Below are 19,442 nucleotides of genomic sequence, written 5' to 3' on the forward strand. Positions count from 1 at the left end.
TGCCGGCGCTCTTGCCGCGGCATCCGTGCAAGCAAAGAAAGCAACGATGGCGACGTCCGGTACCCCCGAGATCCTTCCCGACCCGCCGCGCGCCGACGGCCTGCCCCGGGTCGCCCCCGACGCCGCCGAGCAGGCGCACGGCGACGAGACCGACGCTGCCGTGCCGGCGTCGGACTTCCAGAAGCTGCCGGTGGTCGGCCTGGGCGGGTCCGCCGGCAGCATCCCCGCGCTGGGCCGGTTCTTCGAGCACACGCCGGCGGACACGGGCGCGGCGTACGTCGTGATCCTGCACCTGGCGCCCGATCACCACAGCCTCCTGCCGGAGCTGCTGCAGAACGCCACGGCCATGAGGGTCGAGACCGCGCGGGACGGGATCGAACTGGCGCCGGACCACGTCTACGTGATCCCGCCGGGCAAGCACCTGACGACCGAGGAGGGCCGGCTGCGGCTGGCCGACCTGCAGTCCGAGCCGGGACGGCGCGTCGCGGTCGACCTGTTCTTCCGCGCCCTGGCCGACACGCACGGCCCGCACGCCACCGCCATCGTGCTCAGCGGTGGCGACGGCGACGGCGCCAACGGCCTCAAGCGCATCAAGGAACGCGGCGGCCTCACCATCGCCCAGGACCCGGGCGAGGCCGAGCATCCGTCGATGCCGCGTTCGGCCATCGGCACCGGCATGGTCGACTGGGTCCTGCGCGTGGCCGAGATGCCGCGGCGCATCGTCGACTACCGGGCGCGCGAATCGCGCCTGCGGCTGCCGCCGGAGGACGGCCCGCCGACGGCGTCCCTGGAGCCGGCGGCCGACGGCGAGCGGCGGCTGCGCGACATCCTGGATTTCCTGCGCGCGCGCACCGGACGCGATTTCGCCTGCTACAAGCGCGCGACGGTCGTGCGCCGCATCTCGCGGCGCATGCAGGTCTGCGGGGTCGAGGAACTGGCGGACTACCTGGAGGTGCTGCGCACCCGGCCGGGCGAGGCGGCGGCGCTGGTGGCCGAGCTGCTGATCTCGGTGACCAATTTCTTCCGCGACCGCGAGGCCTTCGAGGAGCTGGCGCCGCGCATCGCCGAGGTGCTGCGGGCCAAGCGGTCGGAGGACGTGTTCCGCCTCTGGGTGGCGGCCTGCGCGACCGGCGAGGAGGCCTATTCGATGGCCATGCTGCTGCTGGAGCACACGCGCGGGCTCGACGCCCCGCCCCGGCTGCAGATCTTCGCCTGCGACCTCGACGACGACGCCATCCGCTTCGCGCGCGCCGGGCTCTACCCGGAATCCATCGCCGCGGACGTGAGCGAGGAGCGGCTGCGCAATTTCTTCACCAAGGTGCCCAGCGGCTACCTGGTGCGCCGCGAGGTGCGCGAGATGGTGCTGTTCGCCACGCACGACCTGCTCAAGGACGCGCCGTTCTCGCGCATCGACCTGCTGTCGTGCCGCAACCTGCTCATCTACCTGAACCGGCAGGCCCAGACGCGCTGCTTCGAGATCTTCAACTTCTCGCTCAACCCCGGCGGCCTGCTGTTCCTGGGATCGTCGGAGACGGTGCCGGAGGACAGCGCGCTGTTCGCCGCGCTCGACAAGCGCAACCGCATCTACCGGCAGCGTCCGGCGGACCGTCTGGGCCTGCCGGCGACCACCGGCGCTCGCGAGGACAACGCGGTGCATCGGGTGCTGCAGCAGCACGAGGACATGCGCCACCCCGCGACGGCGCTGCCCGGCCAGGGGCTGATGGCGTACCCGGCGGTGCCCGCGCCGATGCGCGCCGCGGGCCTGTCGGGCGACCTGCCGCCGGCCGGCGAACTGCACTTCCGCCTGCTGGGGCGCTGGGGGCCGGCGTCGGTGCTGGTCGATGCCGGGCACGACATCGTCCATCTGTCGGAGAACGCGAGCCGCTTCCTGCGTTTTCCCGAGGGCGAACTGACCAGCAACCTGCTGCGTCTGGTGCAGCCGGCCCTGCGCCTGGACCTGCGCGCCGCGCTGCTGGCGGCCGAGGAGCGCGGCCATCCGGTGGAGATCCGCGACCGCACGGTGGCGCTGGCCGGCGCCGCGGTGGTGCTGGGGCTGCGGGTCGCGCCGGCGGGTGAACTCGCGCCCGGGCATTTCCTGGTCCTGTTCGACGCGCGGGAGGCGCGTCCGGGCGACGAGGCCACGGTCGCGATCGCGCCCGCGGCCGACACGCAGATCATCGTCGCGCAGCTCGAGCAGGAGCTCGCGCGCGCCAGCGCCCGGCTGCGCGCGACCATCGCGCAGTACGAGATCTCGACCGAGGAACTCAAGGCCAGCAACGAGGAGCTGCAGGCCATGAACGAGGAGCTGCACAGCGCCGGCGAGGAGCTGGAGAGCGGGCGCGAGGAACTCCAGAGCGTCAACGAGGAGCTCACCACCCTGAACACCGAGTTCAGGAACCGGGTCGAGGAACTCAGCCGCACCAACTCCGACCTGCACAACCTGATGAGCGCCACGCAGATCGCCACGGTCTTCCTCGACCGCGCCCTGTGCATCAAGCGCTACACGCCCTCGGCCGCGCCGTTGTTCAACCTCATCGCCGGCGACATCGGCCGGCCGATCTCCGACCTCAAGCGCCGCCTGGACTATCCGGAACTCACCGCCGATGCCGATCAGGTGCTGCGCACGCTGGTGCCGGTGGACCGCGAGACGCGCGCCGACGGCCGCTGGCTGCTGGCGCGGGTGCTGCCCTACCGCACGGTGGAGGACCACATCGCCGGGGTGGTGATGACCTTCGTCGACATCACCGAGCGCCGGACTTTCGAGGCGGCCCTGCGCGCGAGCGAGGAGCAGTTCCGCCGCGCGATCGAGGAGGCGCCGATTCCCGTGATCATGCAGGCCGAGGACGGCCAGGTGCTGCAGATCAGCCGGGCCTGGACCGCGCTGACCGGCTTCGCGCCGGCCGACGTCCCGACCTTCGACGCCTGGCTCGGCCGCGCCTACGGTCCCGGAGCCGATCGGGTGCGCGATCACATGCAGGGCCTGTTCCAGGGCGAGGTGAGCGTGCTCGACGCCGAGTTCGACCTGACGACGCGCGACGGCGCGACGCGGCACTGGCTGTTCTCGGCCTCCGCCCCCGGCGCGCTGCGCGACGGGCGCCGGTTCGTGGTCGGCATGGTGGTGGACGTCACCGAGCGGCGCCGGGCCGAGGCGCAGCTGCGCGAGAGCCAGGACCGGCTGCGGCGGGTCGACGACCTGCTCGACGCCACGCGGACCGGGCGCGGCGGGCCCGCCGGCGCCTGAGGCCGGCGCGCGGTCCGGGTCGGCGCGGGCGGCCCCGGGCGCGGCGGGTCAGGACGCTTCGTCGGCGGCGTCCGGACCGGCCGCCGCGCCGCCGCGCAGGCGTTCCTCCGTGGCCCGCACCCGCTCCTCGGCCAGATGCAGCCGGGTGATGTCGACGAAGGTCAGGACGATGCCCTCGATGCGGTCGCCCGCCGTGCGGTAGGGCAGGATGCGCGCGAGCAGGTGGCGCCGGTCGTCGGTCGTCACGCGGCGCTCGATCGGCCGCAGGCTCTCGAAGACGGCCTGCGCGTCGCGCTCCAGCGCCTCGTAGTCCAGGCGGTGCGTGATGTCCGTCAGCGGCCGGCCGGCGTCCGACGCGATCAGGTTGAAGACGGTGCGCGCCTGCGGCGTGAAGCGCTTGACGCGCAGGGCGCTGTCGACGAAGACGGTGGCGATGTCGGAGGCGGTGATGAAGTTCTGCAGGTCGTCGTTGATCTGCCCGCGCTCCTCGACCTTCAGGCGCAGCGCCTGGTTCACGGTGGTCAGCTCCTCGTTGATCGACTGGAGTTCCTCCCTGCTCGTCTGCAGCTCCTCGGTGGCCGAGCGCAGTTCTTCGTTGATGGCCTGCAGCTCCTCGTTGGCGCCCTTGAGTTCCTCGGTCGACAGGGCGGAGCGCTCCAGCGTGTCCTGCAGGTCGACCTTGAGCCGCTGGATCTCCTGCGTGGCATGGGCCAGCATGACCTGGTGCAGCGCGTCGCGCGCGCCCGGGCCGCCCTCGGCGTCGTCGGGCAGCGCCGGCTCGTCGAAGACGACGAGCATCGACGCGGGCGTCGTCGCCTCGCCGGGCAGCGGATGCACCGTCAGGCGCAGCTGCGCGGTGCCGCCGTCGGCGCGGGCGCGCGTCAGCCGGGCGTCGACGCGGCAGCGGGAGCGTTCGGCCTGGAACAGCGCGGTGCCCAGTTCCAGGCGGAGGTCGGTCTCGACGTTGTGCAGCAGGTCGTTCGACGGCACGCCGCCCGCGTGCCGCATGTAGCGCCCGGCGGTCGGCGAGAGGTGCAGGATCTGGTGCCGGCCGTCGATGAGCACGCTCGCCGGCGACACGGCCTGCAGCGCGTGCAGGTGCATGTCGGCAGCCGGCCCCTCCCAGGCGCCGCGCCGTACCGGAACGCGCACCGGCACCGGGTCCGGCGCCGGCGCCGGCGGCGGCGGCGGGACGATCCGCGGCACCGCCGCGGGTCCCGGCGACCTCGGACGCCACGAGGCGCGGTCCCGCGCCCGGTAGATGCGGTGCTGCTTGTCGACCGTCTCGAACAGGGTGTCGGCGACGTCCACGGACTCCGACGCGCCCAGGAACAGGTGGCCGCCCGGCTTCAGGGCGTAATGGAACATCTCCAGCACGCCGACCTGCGCGCCCGGCTCCAGGTAGATCAGCAGGTTGCGGCAGCAGACCAGGTCGAGCCGGGAGAACGGCGGGTCGTGCAGCAGGTTGTGGCTGGCGAAGAGGACCTGTTCGCGCATCCCGGCCTGGACGCGGAAGCGATCCTGCTCCCTGACGAAATGGCGCCGCAGCCGCATCGGCGGGACGTCCGCCGCGATGCCGCCCGGATAGATGCCGCGGCGCGCCACCGCGAGCGCGCGCTCGTCGATGTCGGTGGCGAAGACCTGCGCGTCGAGCGCCCGGCCCTGCGCCTCGGCGGCGTCGCGCAGCAGCATGACCAGCGAGTAGCTCTCCTCGCCGGTCGCGCAGCCCGCGTCCCACACCCGCACCGCCTCCCCGGGGAGGGCGTGGCGCACCAGGTCGGGCACGACGTCGCGGGCCAGGGCCTCGAAGGCCTCCGGATCGCGGAAGAAGCTCGTCACGCTGATGAGCATGTCCTGCAGCAGCGGCAACGCCTCCTGCGGATGGCCGTGCAGGAAGTCCCGGTAGCTCCCGAGGTCGGTCAGCTCGTTGACCTGCAGCCGCCGCTCGATCCGGCGCAGCACCGTGCCGCGCTTGTAGCGCCGGAAGTCGTGCCGCGTGTGCACGCGCAGCAGGGCCAGGATCTCGTTGAGAAGGATGTCACGGCGGTGCGCCGGCACCGGCTGCTCGGGCGTGGCGGCGGGCGCCGGCGGCGCGCCGGCCTCCGCGCGCGGCAGCCGGATGCGCCGCGCGCTGGCCCACAGCGCGACCAGCCGCCGGCCCATGCCGGCGACCGGCAGCACCAGGTCCACCATGCCCGTGGCGATGGCCGCGCGCGGCATGTCGCCGTACTGAGCGTCGTCGGGGGCCTGGGCCAGCGTGATGCCGCCCTGCGCCTTGACCCGCGCGATGCCCACGGCGCCGTCGCTGCCCGTGCCCGAGAGGACGATGGAGAACGCGTGCTTCCGGTGGACCTGGGCCAGAGTGCGGAAGAACATGTCGATCGCCACCGCGCGGCCGATCGCGCGTTCGTGGGGCAGCACCTGCAGGTGGCCGTCGTTCATCTGCAGGTCCGAGCGCGGCGCGATGACGTAGACGTGATCGATCTCGACGGGCACCGAGTCGGTGACCTGCAGCACCGGCAGCGGCGTGACCTGCTGCAGCAGCTGAGCCGCGTTGCTCTCGTGGTGGGGCGACAGGTGCAGGATGACGACGAAGGCCATGCCGGGCCGGGGCGTCATGTGCTCGAAGAAGCTCATGAGCGCCTGAAGGCCGCCGGCCGAACCGCCCAGACCGACCACGGGGAACCGCAGGAGGCTGGGCTGCAGCGCGGCGAGGGAATCGCCGTCGGCGTCGGCGGAGGGCGTGGGGCTCATGGGTGCGGGCGGCCTCGATGCGGAGGTGACGGGTTCGGGCGGTGCGCCATCTTGCACCTTCCGTCGCATCGGCCGAGGCTCCCGCGCGACCGGCCGCGTCGCCGGCCAGAAGGAAATCCACCGTCCGGAGGCCTCTGGGCAGCCGGGGCGGGCAACGGTGGTGATGCGGCGCCACCTGCTCGATGGCGTCGCGATGGACGCAGCGGGCGCCGACCCCGCCCCCGCGCTGCCCCTCCGCGCCGAGCAGCGCTTCCGGGGCGTTCCGCGAAGTCCCCGCCAGGACGCGCGGGCCGTCGTGATCCTGCGGCTGGATCGCCAAGCGCACCGCGTGCCACGTCTCGACGTGGAGGGCCTCAGCAATCGTAGATTTGCTGACGCCGCTTCTTGAACGAGAAATGCCTCGCGAGCTTCGGTTGGGGCATTTCGACCAGCTTGGCAAGCAGGTCCGCGATGGCGGGCGAGGGAAGCAGGCGATGCGATTCATCCGGGTCGACCTCGTCGCCCAGCGACGACGCGAAGTTGCCTTCCGCATCCTCGATGACGGCGATGCCGCCGGCGGCTTTAACGGCGGCCAGGCCGATCGCATGGCCGGCGTTTTCCGGGTTCAGCAGCACGCCGATGACCCGGTTGCCCCAGACGTGCGCCGCGGAATCGAAGAACCGGTTGACGGCGAAGTGATGGTGGTCGTTGGCCATGGCCGGTTCCAGGCCGAGCACCCCCCAGGGGCGCGTCACCAGGCTGGCATGGGACGACCCCAGGTAGACGCAACCCCGCCGGATGTCCTGCCCTTCGCGCGACCGGACGACGGGCAGCGAGCCCTGCCCGACCAGGACCTTCTCGAGCGTCGAGACCTCCGCCGGAATCTGCAGGACGATCAGGATCGAGGCCGGGAAATCCGTCGGCAGACCGGCGATCAATTTCTCCATGCTTCTGGAATTGTTTTCTCCGAGCACGCCAATGGCGACGATGTCGCGGGAAATTCTCATCGGATCCTGCCTTTCTCCATCGTCGATGGATCGAATTACCTGCGACGCGACCGCCGGAAAGGCCGGACCGGACGGCGCGGACGGTCCGGGAATGCGTTTCAGGCGTCTTTTCCGCCGCGTGGAGGGATCTTGAATTCAGGCGAATCGATGCGGGCCGCGCCGTCCGTCGCGGCCGGATCTCGCGCCGGTGCCCGGGACGCGAACGTCGGCTTCAGATAGCCGAGCACCGCACGGCCCAGGGGCGTGAGCCGGCTCACCGTCGCCGGCTCGCGATGCCAGCGCCCGTCGAAGGAACAGTACGGCAGCGGAATGGTCGCCTGCACATAACCGGCCGCCTTGAGGATGTGCAGGTTGAACAGGTCCCGGGACTCGGTCAATCCGCAGGGCAGGGTCTCCCTGGAAAGTCGGTCGAGCAATCTCATCGGCATGGCGGATCCCTGCGTCGAGGAGGAATCGAGCAAGGTTCCATGATCGGAGAGGATCGTCAATTCCAGAATTGGATAATACGCCTTTACCGAAATGATCATCGATTCGATTCGACGTCCGTTTCGCCAGGAACTGGAAATCCAATTACGAAATGGCGCACCCGTCCCTCACGAAGACGACGGCGGATCGGACGAATTGATTCAATTCACGGGAACGGTGCGTTCGGGTGCTGCTTCCATGCGAGGCCCGCGCCGGAAGTCCCCCGGCGACCGGCACCGGCGGGGAATTCGGCTCAGGCGAGCCGGCGGCGCTCGACCGCCTCGATGTTCAGGCCCTGGCGGTACTTGGTGACGGTGCGCCGGGCGATGAGGAAGCCCTGCTGGGCCAGCTCGCGCGCCAGCGCGGCATCGCTCAGGGGCGTGTGGGGGCGCTCGGCGCCGATCAGCTCGCGGATCAGCGCCTGCAGCGCCGCCGGGGCGCTGGCGCCGCCGCTGGTGTGGGCCATGCCGCGCGAGAAGAAACGGTGCAGTTCGAAGACGCCGTGGGGGGTGGCCAGGTACTTGTGGTGGACCGCGCGGGAGACGGTCGACGGATGGACGCCGACGGCGTCGGCGATCTCGCGCAGGCCCAGCGGCTTCATCGCCAGGTGGCCGTAGTCGAGGAACAGTGTCTGCCGCGCGACGATCGCCGTGGCGACGTCCAGGATGGTGGCGACGCGCTGCGCCGCGTTCTGCACGGTCCAGCGCGCCTGTTCGAGACAGTCCTTCAACGCCACGTCGCCCTGGGCGCGATGGCGCTCGAACAGGGCGGCGTAGGACTGGTGCAGGCGCACGCGGGGCAGGGCCCGGTCGTTCAACGCCGTCCGCCAGGCGTCGCCGACCTTGTGCACGACCACGTCGGGCACGATGGCCTGCGCGTGCGTGTCGTCGTGGCGCGCGCCGGGGCGGGGGTCGAGCCCGAGGATGCAGTCGACCGCCGCGCGCGTCGCGCGCTCCGAGGCGCCCAGCTGCACGGCCAGCCGCGACAGCCGGCGCGTGGCCAGCAGCTCGAGGTGGTCCGAGACGATGCGTCCCGCCAGGGCGCGCAGTTGCGGGTCGGCGACGTCGCGCAGTTGCAGCGACAGGCACTCGGCCACGCCGCGCGCGGCCACGCCGGCCGGGTCGAGCGCCTGCACGCGGACCAGCGCGGCGCGCAACTCGTCGATCGCGCGCGCGGGGTCCTCGTCGCCCAGGTCGGCGGCCAGGTCTTCCAGCGAGACGCGCAGGTAGCCGTCGTCGTCCAGCGCCTCCACCATCAGTTCGGCGAACAGGCGTTCGCGCCGGTCGAGCCGCAGCGTGCCGAGCTGGGCGCGCAGGTGCGCCGCCAGGCTCGCGCGCACCGGCGTCCGCTGCAGCACGTCGAGACTCTCGTCGTGCGACAGGTGCCGCAGCGCCGGAGGCCCGTCGCCGGCCAGGCGATCGAGCCCTCGGGCCCACTCGATCTCCGCGTCCGCCTCCGACGTCGCCGGGCCCTCGTCGGCGCCGGGTGCCGGCTCGGCGCCCTCGACCTCCAGGAACGGGTTGTCCAGCGCCACCTCCCGCAGCGCCTGCTTGTAGTCGAGGGTGGACATCTGCAGCAGGCGCACGGCGTGCTGAAGGCGCGGCGAGAAGTTGGCGGTGGAGGCGAGTCGGGGTTGCAGGCTGACGGCGTTCATGGCGGGCTCCGCCGCGGTGGGCGGCTTCCTTCCTACCGCAACGACCATGCCTTGTAAGAAAATAGCATTAAAGTATTCAGGAAATCGATTTTTTCCGGTCCGCCTCCAGTCGGGTGGCAAGACTTGCCGTAAATCTTGCCGCCGAGTTGGCGGGACGGAGGGATCGGGCTTGTCGCAAACTCCCGACCATGCCGATCCTTCCTTCCGAACCGTCCGGCGACCGCGGCGACCGTCCGCCGCCGATCCCGTGCGACCCCGCGGTGGTCGCCTTCCTGCGCCGGTTCGACCACGACCTGCGCACCCCGCTGGGCACCATGGCGGCGGCGGTCGAACTGCTGCGCGACGATCCGTCCGACCCGGAACTGCGCGCGGCGTCGATCGCCGTCCTGGAGCGGCAGATCGCGCGCATGCACGCGCTGACGCACGAGCTGCGCGAAATCTCGCGGCGCTGCGTTCCGCCAGGCGGCGACGCCCGGAGCGCCTGAGATGGGGCACATCCTGGTCGTCGAGGACGACGAGGATGCGGCGCGCACCCTGAGTGCGCTGATCGTCCGCGAGAAGCACAGCGTGGCCAGCGCGCATTCGTTGCATGCCGCGCGCCGCCTGCTGGCCCTGCAGTCGCCCGACCTGCTGCTGCTGGACCTGCATCTGCCCGACGGCAACGGCTTCGACCTGCTGGCCGACCACGGCGGACTCCTGAGCGACACGGAGGTGATCCTCATCACGGGCCAGGCCAGCGTCGAGACCTCGGTGAAGGCCCTGCGCATGGGCGCGGCCGACTACCTGGTCAAGCCGGTCAACCCGGCGCACCTGCGCGGACTGCTGTCGCGGCTGATCCGGCCGTCGCGCCTGCGCGAGGAGCTGGCGCAGATCACGGAGCAGTGGCGCGAGACCGGCCGCTTCGGCGACCTCATCGGCGCCTGCGAGGCGATGCAGCGCGTCTACCGGCAGATCTCGCGCGTGGCCGGCACGGCCGTGACGGTGTTCATCCACGGCGAGAGCGGCACCGGCAAGGAACTGGCCGCGCGCGCCGTTCACGACATGAGCCGGCGGCGCGACATGGCGTTCCTGGCGGTCAACTGCGGCGCGCTGTCGCCGCACCTCGTGGAGAGCGAGATCTTCGGCCACGAGCGGGGCAGCTTCACCGGCGCCGAGCGCCAGCACCAGGGCTTCTTCGAGCGCGCCCACGGCGGCACGCTGTTCCTCGACGAGGTGACCGAGATGCCGCCGGAGCTGCAGGTCAAGCTGCTGCGGGTGCTGGAGACCGGCACCTTCATGCGCGTGGGCTCGACCCAGCTGCAGCAGACCGACGTGCGCATCATCGCCGCCACCAACCGCGACGCGCTGGAGGCGGTCGAGCGCGGCCGGTTGCGGGAGGACCTGTTCTACCGCCTGAACGTCTTCCCGATCGCGCTGCCGCCGTTGCGCGAGCGCGGGGACGACGTCGGGCTGATCGCGTGCAGCCTGCTGGCCGACATGAGCGCGCGGGAAGGGCGCGAGAAGCGTTTTTCCGACGATGCGCTGGCGCGCCTGCGCGCCGGCCCGTGGCCGGGCAACGTGCGCGAGCTGCGCAACGTGGTGCAGCGCGCGTGGGTCATGACCGCGGGCGAGGTCATCGACGAGGAGTGGCTGCCGCGGCCGGTGCCGGTGCGCGCGCCGGCCGCGTCATCGCCGCCGCCCCCGGCGGTGCCGCCGGAGGAACCGGGCGCGGACGCGCCCGACGCCGGCGCGGCGGCGGACGGCCTGCTGCGCATCGCGCTGGGCACCCGGCTGGCCGACGTGGAGCGCCAGGTCATCCTCGCCACCTACGCCCACTGCGAGCGCCACAAGGAGCGCACCGCCGCCACCCTGGGCATCAGCATGAAGACGCTCTACAACCGGCTCAAGGAGTACGGAGCCTAGGTCGGGCCGTCACCCGCGGCGCGCGGCGGCGGCCCGGTCGATGGCGGCCAGCAGTTCGGGCAGGCCGGCGGGCTTGCTCAGCAGCGCGTCGAAACCCGCCGCCACGGCGCGGGCGCGGTCGGCCTCGCTGCTCCAGCCGGTCAGGGCGATGAGCACGATGTCGCGGGTGGCGGGCGCGGCGCGCAGCCGGCGCGCCACCTCCACGCCGTCGACGTCGGGCATGCCGATGTCGAGCACCGCCACGTCCGGCACCCGGGCGCCGGCGCTGGCGAGCGCCTCGGCGCCGCCACCGGCCACGCGCGTGCGATGGCCGGCGCGCCGCAGCACCTGCGACAGCGCCCAGGCCGCGTCGGCGTTGTCGTCGGCCACCAGGATCTCGCGCGGCGCCCGGACGGGGGAGGCCGTTCCGGGGACCTCGGAGGCGTCGGGCGCGGCCGGTGGCGCCGCCGCGGCGACCCGCAGGGGCAGCCGGATGGTGAAGCGGCTGCCGCGCCCCGGGCCTTCGCTCGCGCCCTCGAGCGTGCCCTGGTGCAGGCCGACGATGGTGCGCGCCAGCGACAGCCCCACGCCCAGGCCGTCGTTGAGCGCGTGCGTGGCCAGCGGTCCCTGGGTGTAGAGCTCGAAGATCTGGTCGAGGCGTTCGGCCGCGATGCCCACGCCGTCGTCGCTCACCACCATATGCAGCACGTCGCGCTCGACATGCACGCGCAGGCCGATCTCGCCGCCGGGCGGCGTGTACTTGGCGGCGTTGCCCAGCAGGTTCACCAGCACCTGCGTGATGCGCAGCGGATCGACGTGCAGCCGCACCGGCACCGCCGGCAGGTCCAGCACCAGGCGGTGCCCGGCCGCGCGCAGGGCCGCCTCGACCGCCTCGAGCGCGGGCTCGACCGCCTCGGCGAGGTCGACGTCGCGCGTGCGCAGCGCCAGGCGCCCCACCGCCAGGCGCGAGACGTCGAGCAGGTCGTCGAGCAGCAGCTTCATGGTGCGTGCCTGGCGCTGGATCAGCGCGGTGGCGCGCGCCTGCTCGGAGACCGGCAGGGCGGGCCGGGCGAGCAGTTCCGAGGCGGTCATCACCGCCGCCAGCGGATTGCGCAGCTCGTGCGAGAGCACCGCCAGGAACCGGTCCTTGGCGGAGTCGGCGCGTTCGAGCTCGACGTGCGCCTTGGCCTGGGCTGCCAGGGCGCGCAGCAGCTCGTCCTGGCTGCGCCGCAGCGCCTCCTCGTTGCGCCGGGCCTCGCTGATGTCGCGCAGGCTGGCGGTGCCGCCGACCACGCGGCCCTCGACGTTGACGATGGGCGAGGCCGTGACCGCCAGGTGCAGCGCGTGGCCGGCGCGGGCGCGGCCGAGGGTCTCGAGGCTGCCGATGCTGCGCATGCCGTTGACGCGCTCGAGCATCTCCTCGCACCAGGCGGCCTGCCCGTCCCACGCCAGGGTCGACAGCGGCCGTCCGATCATCTCCTCGGCGACGTGGCCGAAGACGCGCCGGGCGCCGCCGTTCCAGCTCAGGATCGCGCCCTGCAGCGAGAAGCTGATGATCGCGTCCATCGACGAGGCCACCACGGCCGAGAGCCACTGGCTGACCTCGTCGGCGCGCTTGCGCTCGGTGATGTCGATGAAGGAGAGCACCACCCCGGCGATGCGGTCCTCCATCGTCCGGTAGGGCAGCAGGCGCGCGAGGAACCACGTGCCGTCGTCCAGGCCGACCTCGCGCTCCATGGGCGTCAGGCGCTCCAGCACGCGCGCCGCGTCGCCGACGAGTTCGGCATGGCGCAGGTGCGGCGTCAGGTCGCCCAGCGGCCGGCCGATGTCGTCAGGGATGAGGTTGAACAGCGTCACGGCCGTGGGCGTGTAGCGCACGATGCGCAGGTCCCGGTCCAGGAACAGGGTCGCGATGGCCGTCGCGTTCATCAGGTTCTGCAGGTCGCTGTTGGCGTGCCCGAGTTCGTCGACCTTGGCCTTGAGTTCGCGGTTGACGGTGACGAACTCCTCGTTGATCGACTGCAGCTCCTCGCGGCTGGCGCGCAGTTCCTCGGTGGCCGAGCGCAGCTCCTCGTTGATGGTCTGGAGTTCCTCGTTGCCGGCGACGAGTTCCCGCGTCGACTGCTCGTGCCGCCGCACCGTCTCGCTCAGCCGGACGCGCAGGTCGGCGATCTCGCGGTCGAGCTCGCCCGCGCCCGCGCGGTCGGCCGCCGGCCGCAGCGCGATGGCCTCGGGCTGCGGCCCGGGCCCGCCCAGCAGCACGAGGTAGAGGCTCGTCGAGCCCTCGCGCAACGGCACCACGCGCACCGCGAGCGGCGCGTCCGGCGCCGTGCCGCCGTCGCGGGCGCCGCCGGCCACGCGGACCTCGACCGGCCGGGCGCTCCTCGCGGCGCGGTGCAGCGCGGCGCGCAGCTCGATGCGCAGGGCCTGCGGCACCAGCTGCAGCAGGTTGCGCTCGGGCTCGCCGGCCGGGTGTTCCAGCCAACGTCCGGCGCTGGGCGAGAGGTGGACGATGTCGTGTGCGGCATCGACCAGGATGGACGGCGGCCCCAGCTGCTCGAGCATCCCCAGATGCAGCTGACCCCAGGGCGCGTCGCGTCCGGCGCTGCGCGGCCCGGATGCCGGTGGCGACGGCGCGGCGGCGTCGGCGGACAGCGGCCGTGCCCGGCGGGGCGGTGTCGAGGCGCGCGCGACGGCGCGGGCGGAGACCGGGGCCGGCGCCTTGGCATACAGCCCGTGCGCCGCGTCGACGACCGTGAAGCGCGCGGCGTCTTCCGGCGGGGCCTGCGCGGCGCCGACGAACAGCTGCCCGTGGGGCAGCAGGGCGAAATGCAGCAGGTCGCACAGCCGGGCCCGCGCCGGCGGCGCGAGGCCGGCGGGCAGGCGGCGGCAGCTCACCAGGTCGAGGTGGGCGAAGGGCAGGTCCTGCAGCACGTCGTGCACCGCGAACAGCACCATCTCGCGCAGTTCTCGGCCCACCCGCACGGCGCCACGCTCGCGCACGAAGAAGCGCCGCAGCCGCGCGTCGCCCACGTCGGCGCGGATCGTCGCCGGGTAGAGGCCCTCGCGCGCGACGCGGACGGCCTCGGGCGCCACGTCGGTCGCGAAGACCTGCAGCGCCGGCGGCGCCTCCAGCGCGTGCGCCCACTCGCTCAGCAGCATGGCGATGGACCAGGCCTCCTCGCCCGTGGCGCAGCCGGGGACCCAGATGCGCACCGTGTCGTTCGGTCCCTTGCGGCGCAGCAGCGCCGGCAGCCGCTCGCGCAGCACGGCGAGACCGGCCGGCTCGCGGAAGAAGGCGCCCGCCGGCACCGGCGGCGCCCGGTGCGGGGCGGCCGGCCCGTCGGCGGCGACAGTGCGGGGGGCGAAGGCGTCGACCTCGGGGGCGGGGGGACGATCCGTGGGAACGGCTGGCATGCGGAGGAAGCGAATGACGCGGTGGATGCGCCGCTGGGCGGGAAGACGCGGCACAGGGGTTGTCGCGCAAATGGGCCGCGCATGCAAGCCGTCGGCGCGACGAGGCGGCGCCGGGGAGCGCCGCGAGCGGTTCCGGTGCGTCGTCACAGGTCGTGCCGCGCGGCGGGATCGGCGCACAGCGCGCGGATGAAGCGGCGGGCCTGGTCGAGCGGCGGCGACTCGGGCGCCGGCGTGTCGACGAGGTCACGCAGCGGCGCCAGGTCGGGGGCGTCGAACGGCGGCGCCAGCCGGCCGCGCTCCACCAGCGCCATGCGCAGCGACAGCCGCCACGCGAAAGGAACGCCGACCGACAGGTCGAGCAGGCGGGCCGCCAGTCGGGCGGCCGTGGGACTCAGGGCCTGTGCGGCATGGTAGTGCTGGGACAGCGGCATGGAAGGGCCCTCGTGCGGGGCGACCGTCCGCGGACGATCGCCCCGGGGTGGCATGGCGGATGGCGCGCGACTTCACACGGGCGAAGGCCGGGCGGCGTTCCCGTGGAGGGGCAATGCGCGTGCCCGGCGTCCCGCCCGGCGGTCGCGGACGGGACGGCCCTGGCACGCCGTTTGCCGCATCGCTAGGCGCCACATCCCACATCCCACATGCCGAGGAACCACCATGTCGATCGCAAAGCTCAGGCAGATCGCACGACTGCGCCTGCCCTACAACGTGAGCGACGATGACGAAGTCGATGAACTGCGGGTGCTCATGGCCGCCGGCCTGATCACCGGCCTGTCCCTCAAGGTGCCGCCGGTGCCGCACGGCAGGGGCGACGACAGGTACTGCCCGGTCGCGTCCCGCGTGATCCGGGTCCTGGCCATCACGTCCGAAGGCCGGCGACTGCTGCGGCGCAGCGACGCGGACGAGGGCCAGGGCCGGGACCGGAGCCACGGCGAGGGCGGCCTGGAGGGCCGCACGACGTCGCATTGACACGCCGGCGCCCGCCCGGCCGCCGCCCGGCCGCCGTCCGGTGGACGTCTCCCCGCGCGAGTCGAAAGGGCTCGAGTTCGGCGGCCGTCGTCCGATGACCGGCGCTTCCGACCATCGCCGTCGTGGACCGAACCCGAGCATCGTCGCTCGTCGCTCGTCGGGCGACGAGCCCTTCTAACCGCCGGGATAGCGCTCGAAGCCGGGCAGTTCGTCGATGTGCGCCATCCAGCCGAGCCGTTCGGCCAGCTGCGACTGCAGCGTCGGGGGCAGTGCCTCGGGATCGTCGAGCGTCGCCGTCTGCACGTCGACCATGCCCGCGACCACGGCCGCGTTGCGGTAGAACAACCCGGTGCCGCAGTCGGCGCAGAAGCCGCGCATGGCGGTGCCGGACGAATTGATGGTCTTGGGCTGGCCCGTGGTCACGGTCAGCGCCGCGTCGGGAAACATCGCCCAGGCCACCATCGGGGCGCCGGCGCTGCGCCGGCAGTCGCGGCAATGGCACAGGGCGACGAACGCCGGTTCGCCCGAGAGCGTGTAGCGGACGGCGCCGCAGAAGCAACCGCCTGATCGGATCGTCACGGCCATACTCCTTCTCCTTCATCGATGAAGAGGCAATCGAACGGCGTTCTACCACCGGCGGACGGCACCGTGCCGCTCTTTCGCACGAACCGATCGGGGACGAATCGACAGCCCACGGTCCGATCGAGAGGCGATCGCCGCGTCACTCCGCCTCGACCCCCGCCTTCTTCACCAGCTTCGCATAGCGCGCCTGCTCGCTCCGGAAGAACTGCAGCGAGGCCTCGGGCGACATCGGCTGGACGACGTTGTCCTGCCTGGCCATCGCCTCCCGGGTCTCCGGCGTGTCGAAGGCGGCGACGACGGCGTCGTGCAGGCGCTTGACGGTCGCGGCCGGCAGCTTCGGCGGGCCGACGACGGCGAACCAGCCGGCGATGTCGACCTCGGGGAAGCCCTGCTCGGCGAGGGTCGGCACGTCGGGCAGGGACGCCACGCGGGCCTTGCCCATCACGCCGATGGCGCGCAGCTGGCCGGTCCTGAGCTGGCCCTGCACGGAGGGCAGCGACACCACGCCCATCTCGACCTGGCCGCCCAGGATGTCCGCCACCATCGGGCCGACGCCCTTGTACGGGATGTGCCGCGCCTGCACGCCGGCGGCGTCCAGGAACAGGGCGCCGGCCAGGTGCAGGATGGTGCCGTTGCCCGAGGAGGCGTAGTTGTAGCCGTCGGGCCGGGCCTTGAGCAGCGCCTGCAGCTCCTTCGCGTTCCTCGCCGGTACCTTGGGGTTGACCACCAGCACGAAGGGCGTGGCGCCGACCACCGAGATCGGCGTGATGTCGGCGACCGCGTCGAAGGGCATCTTCCGGAAGACGCTCGGATTGACGACGTGGTTGTTGGACACCACGCCGACGGTCAGGCCGTCGGCCGGCGCGCGCACCAGCACCGACGCGCCGGTGATGCCGCCCGCGCCGGGCAGGTTCTCGATCACCACCGGCTGGCCGCCGAGCGCCCGGGTCAGCGACGGCGCGGCCGCCCGCATGATGGTGTCGACGCCCGAGCCGGCGCCCACGGGCAGGATGACGCGCAGGGGTCTGTCCGTCGCCTGCGCGAGGGCGCCGGGCGAGGCCAGCAGCGCGGTGGACGCGGCGAGGGCACCCGCGCAGAGGGCGGCGAGGCCCCGGCGCCGGCCGGGGCGGAAGGTCGTGGCGGTCTTGGAAGTGGCGTTCATGGGGGGTGTCTCTCGGATCGTTCGAATCGGAAGGCGGCGGCCCGCGGTCGGCCGCCGGTGGGCGCGCGGACGGGCCGTGCCGGGTCCGGTCAGGCCGCCCGCCGGCTCCTCAGCCCGGCCAGCACCTCGTCGGTGTGCTCGCCGACGCGCGGCAGCGCCCGGCGCACGCCGGGCCGCTGGCCGCCCATGGTCAGCGGCAGCAGCACGACGTCGGTCGTGCCGCCGTCCTCGGTCCGCATCGGCACCAGGCCGCCGCTGGCGACCAGGTGCGGGTCCTCGACCAGCTGGTCGGGCCGCATGATCGGCGCGTAGGGGATGCCGGCCGCCTCCAGCTTCGGCGCCAGCTCGGCGACGCGGTGGTGCAGCAGGATCTCGCCGAGCTGGGCCAGCAGCTGCGGGCGCACCGCCACGCGCGAGGCGTTGTCGCCGAAGCCGGGCTGGTCGAGCAGGTCGGTCCGCTCCAGCACCCGGCACAGGGTGGCGAACTGCTTGTCGCTGACCGCGCCGATGAACAGCTGCTGCTCGCCCTCGTCGAGCGTGAAGACGTCGTAGACGCTCCAGGCCGACACGCGCGAGGGCATCGGCGGCGGCGGCTCCCCGGTCATGAGGTACTGCTGCATGTGCTGCGACGACAGGAAGACGCAGTTCTCGAACAGCGCGCTCTGCACCTCCTGGCCGCGGCCGGTGCGTTCGCGCTCGCGCAGGGCGGCGAGCACGCCGATGGCGCCGAACATGCCGCCCATGATGTCGTTGACCGAGGTGCCCGCGCGCAGCGGCCGGCCGATCGGGCCGGTCATGTACGACAGCCCGCCCATCATCTGCACCACCTCGTCGAGCGCCAGCCGGTGCTCGTAGGGACCGGGCAGGAAGCCCTTGTGCGTGACGTAGATGAGCTTCGGGTACCGCTTCGACAGCGTCTCGTAGTCCAGCCCGAAGCCGGCCATCAGGCCGGGGCGGAAGTTCTCCAGCACCACGTCGCACTCGCCGGCGAGTTCGGCGGCGGTGGCGCGGCCCTCCTCGGTGGCGATGTCGATGACGACGCTCAACTTGTTGCGATTGAAGGAGCGGAAGAAGCCGATGCCCAGGCCGGGCAGCGAGCGGGTCCTGTCGCCGCCGGGCGGCTCGACCTTGATGACCTCGGCGCCGAGGTCGGCCAGGATCATCCCGCAGGTCGGGCCCATGACCATGTGGGTGAATTCGAGCACGCGCAGGCCGGCCAGCGGCAGGGGCGGGGGCGGGGCGGCGGGGGTTTCGGCGGTGGCAGGGAAGGCGTCGGCGCTGGTCATGCGGGTGGTCTCGTGGTCGTCGGGGCGTGGGAGGCGGCCGTTCAGACGGCGATGGCGGCACCGGCACCGGAGCGTGCGAAGGTCTGGGGCACGCCGGCCTGCCACAGCGCGCCGCGCAGGGTCTCGCCGTCGAGCCAGCCGGCGACCTTGGCGCGCAGGGCGAGCAGGGCCTCGATGTCGATGCCGGTGTCGATCCCCATGTCGGCCAGCATGTAGGCCAGGTCCTCGCTGGCCGCGTTGCCGCTGGCGCCCGGCGCGTGCGGGCAGCCGCCGATGCCCGCGAGCGTGGCGTCGAAGCGCGCCACGCCGGTCTCCAGCGCCGCGCAGACGTTGGCCAGCGCCATGCCGCGCGTGTCGTGGAAGTGGCCGCAGCACAAGCGCTCGCCGGCGATGGCGCGGGCCTGGGAGAACAGCTCGCGCACGGCGGCCGGGTTGGCGTAGCCCACCGTGTCGGCGATGCTCACGCGGTCGGCGCCGGCGTCGAGCAGCGCCTGCATGCAGCGCAGCACCTCGGCGCGTTCGACCCGGCCCTGGAGCGTGCAGCCGAAGGCGGTGCCGATGCCGCCCTCGATGACGATCCTCGAACCCGCCGCGTCGCGCGCCGCGCGCATCCTGGCGACCTCGGCGACGACGTCGTCCGGCGTCTTGCGCAGGTTGGCCAGGCTGTGGGCGTGGCTGGCCGACAGCGGCACCAGCATCAGGTCGGCGCCGCATTCGATCGCCTTCTCCGCGCCCCGGAGGTTGGGCACCAGCACCGAGACCACGAGGCCCGGCAGCGTCTTCGCGAAGGCGACCAGCTCGGCGGTGTCGGCCAGCTGCGGCAGCAGGCGCGCCGGCACGAAGGAGCCGACCTCGATCTCGCGCTGGCCGGCGGCGTGGGCGTCGGCGATCCATTCGAGCTTGCGCGCCGTGGGCAGCACCCGCCGGATGCTCTGCAGGCCGTCGCGCAGGCCCACCTCGCGCACCACGGCGCGGTCGGGGAATCGGTTCATGTGTGTGTCTCCTGTGGATGCGGCGACCGTGTCCGTCCCGCCGATGCCCGCACTGT

General features: G+C 72.9%; 14 protein-coding genes. 4 read left to right on the forward strand and 10 right to left on the reverse strand.

The window, feature by feature from the left end; genetic code table 11:
• Positions 1-46 precede the first annotated feature (46 nt).
• Complete coding sequence (locus ABID77_RS15055) at positions 47-3,241, forward strand: chemotaxis protein CheB (protein ID WP_429597439.1); 3,195 nt, start codon at positions 47-49, stop codon at positions 3,239-3,241.
• Positions 3,242-3,289: 48 nt separating this feature from the next.
• Here the strand turns inward: ABID77_RS15055 and ABID77_RS15060 are convergent, their stop codons facing one another.
• From ABID77_RS15060 to rpoN, 4 genes are all read right to left on the reverse strand, one after another.
• Positions 3,290-5,995, reverse strand: coding sequence for a CheR family methyltransferase (locus ABID77_RS15060; protein WP_429597442.1), 2,706 nt, complete (start codon positions 5,993-5,995; stop codon positions 3,290-3,292).
• A 353-nt stretch (positions 5,996-6,348) separates the two neighbouring features.
• The gene (locus ABID77_RS15065; protein WP_429597445.1) at positions 6,349-6,981 is read right to left on the reverse strand and encodes a chemotaxis protein CheB; all 633 of its coding nucleotides are present in this window, start codon (positions 6,979-6,981) and stop codon (positions 6,349-6,351) included.
• Positions 6,982-7,079: 98 nt separating this feature from the next.
• Entirely contained in the window at positions 7,080-7,508 is a 429-nt protein-coding gene (locus ABID77_RS15070) for a hypothetical protein (RefSeq protein ID WP_429597448.1), read from the reverse strand.
• Positions 7,509-7,699: 191 nt separating this feature from the next.
• Complete coding sequence (gene rpoN, locus ABID77_RS15075; RefSeq protein WP_429597451.1) at positions 7,700-9,100, reverse strand: RNA polymerase factor sigma-54; 1,401 nt, start codon at positions 9,098-9,100, stop codon at positions 7,700-7,702.
• A gap of 188 nt (positions 9,101-9,288) precedes the next feature.
• On the opposite strand from rpoN, the gene ABID77_RS15080 reads away from it, so the two are divergent.
• Positions 9,289-9,585, forward strand: coding sequence for a histidine kinase dimerization/phospho-acceptor domain-containing protein (locus ABID77_RS15080; RefSeq protein ID WP_429597454.1), 297 nt, complete (start codon positions 9,289-9,291; stop codon positions 9,583-9,585).
• Position 9,586: 1 nt separating this feature from the next.
• Positions 9,587-11,002: a sigma-54-dependent transcriptional regulator gene (locus ABID77_RS15085; RefSeq protein WP_429597457.1), complete on the forward strand. Its 1,416-nt coding sequence runs from the start codon at positions 9,587-9,589 to the stop codon at positions 11,000-11,002.
• A gap of 9 nt (positions 11,003-11,011) precedes the next feature.
• Here ABID77_RS15085 and ABID77_RS15090 read toward each other — a convergent pair whose 3' ends face one another.
• Positions 11,012-14,398 (reverse strand): CheR family methyltransferase, encoded by a 3,387-nt coding sequence (locus tag ABID77_RS15090; protein WP_429597459.1) that lies wholly within the window; start codon positions 14,396-14,398, stop codon positions 11,012-11,014.
• 143 nt (positions 14,399-14,541) lie between these two features.
• A complete protein-coding gene (locus ABID77_RS15095; protein ID WP_429597462.1) occupies positions 14,542-14,829 on the reverse strand; it encodes a hypothetical protein in 288 nt (95 codons plus the stop codon).
• Between the two features lie 223 nt (positions 14,830-15,052).
• Here ABID77_RS15095 and ABID77_RS15100 point away from each other — a divergent pair, with 223 nt between their 5' ends.
• Complete coding sequence (locus tag ABID77_RS15100; protein WP_429597465.1) at positions 15,053-15,364, forward strand: hypothetical protein; 312 nt, start codon at positions 15,053-15,055, stop codon at positions 15,362-15,364.
• A gap of 174 nt (positions 15,365-15,538) precedes the next feature.
• Here ABID77_RS15100 and ABID77_RS15105 read toward each other — a convergent pair whose 3' ends face one another.
• From ABID77_RS15105 to ABID77_RS15120, 4 genes are all read right to left on the reverse strand, one after another.
• Complete coding sequence (locus tag ABID77_RS15105) at positions 15,539-15,943, reverse strand: GFA family protein (protein ID WP_429597468.1); 405 nt, start codon at positions 15,941-15,943, stop codon at positions 15,539-15,541.
• Positions 15,944-16,085: 142 nt separating this feature from the next.
• Positions 16,086-17,108 (reverse strand): Bug family tripartite tricarboxylate transporter substrate binding protein, encoded by a 1,023-nt coding sequence (locus ABID77_RS15110; protein ID WP_429597471.1) that lies wholly within the window; start codon positions 17,106-17,108, stop codon positions 16,086-16,088.
• 89 nt (positions 17,109-17,197) lie between these two features.
• Positions 17,198-18,394, reverse strand: a complete 1,197-nt coding sequence (locus ABID77_RS15115) for a CaiB/BaiF CoA transferase family protein (RefSeq protein WP_429597474.1) — start codon at positions 18,392-18,394, stop codon at positions 17,198-17,200.
• Positions 18,395-18,435: 41 nt separating this feature from the next.
• A complete protein-coding gene (locus tag ABID77_RS15120; protein ID WP_429597477.1) occupies positions 18,436-19,386 on the reverse strand; it encodes a hydroxymethylglutaryl-CoA lyase in 951 nt (316 codons plus the stop codon).
• Positions 19,387-19,442 lie beyond the last annotated feature (56 nt).

Origin of the sequence: Variovorax sp. PvP013 (genome assembly GCF_050435945.1) — a bacterium.
Classification (GTDB): domain Bacteria; phylum Pseudomonadota; class Gammaproteobacteria; order Burkholderiales; family Burkholderiaceae_C; genus Variovorax.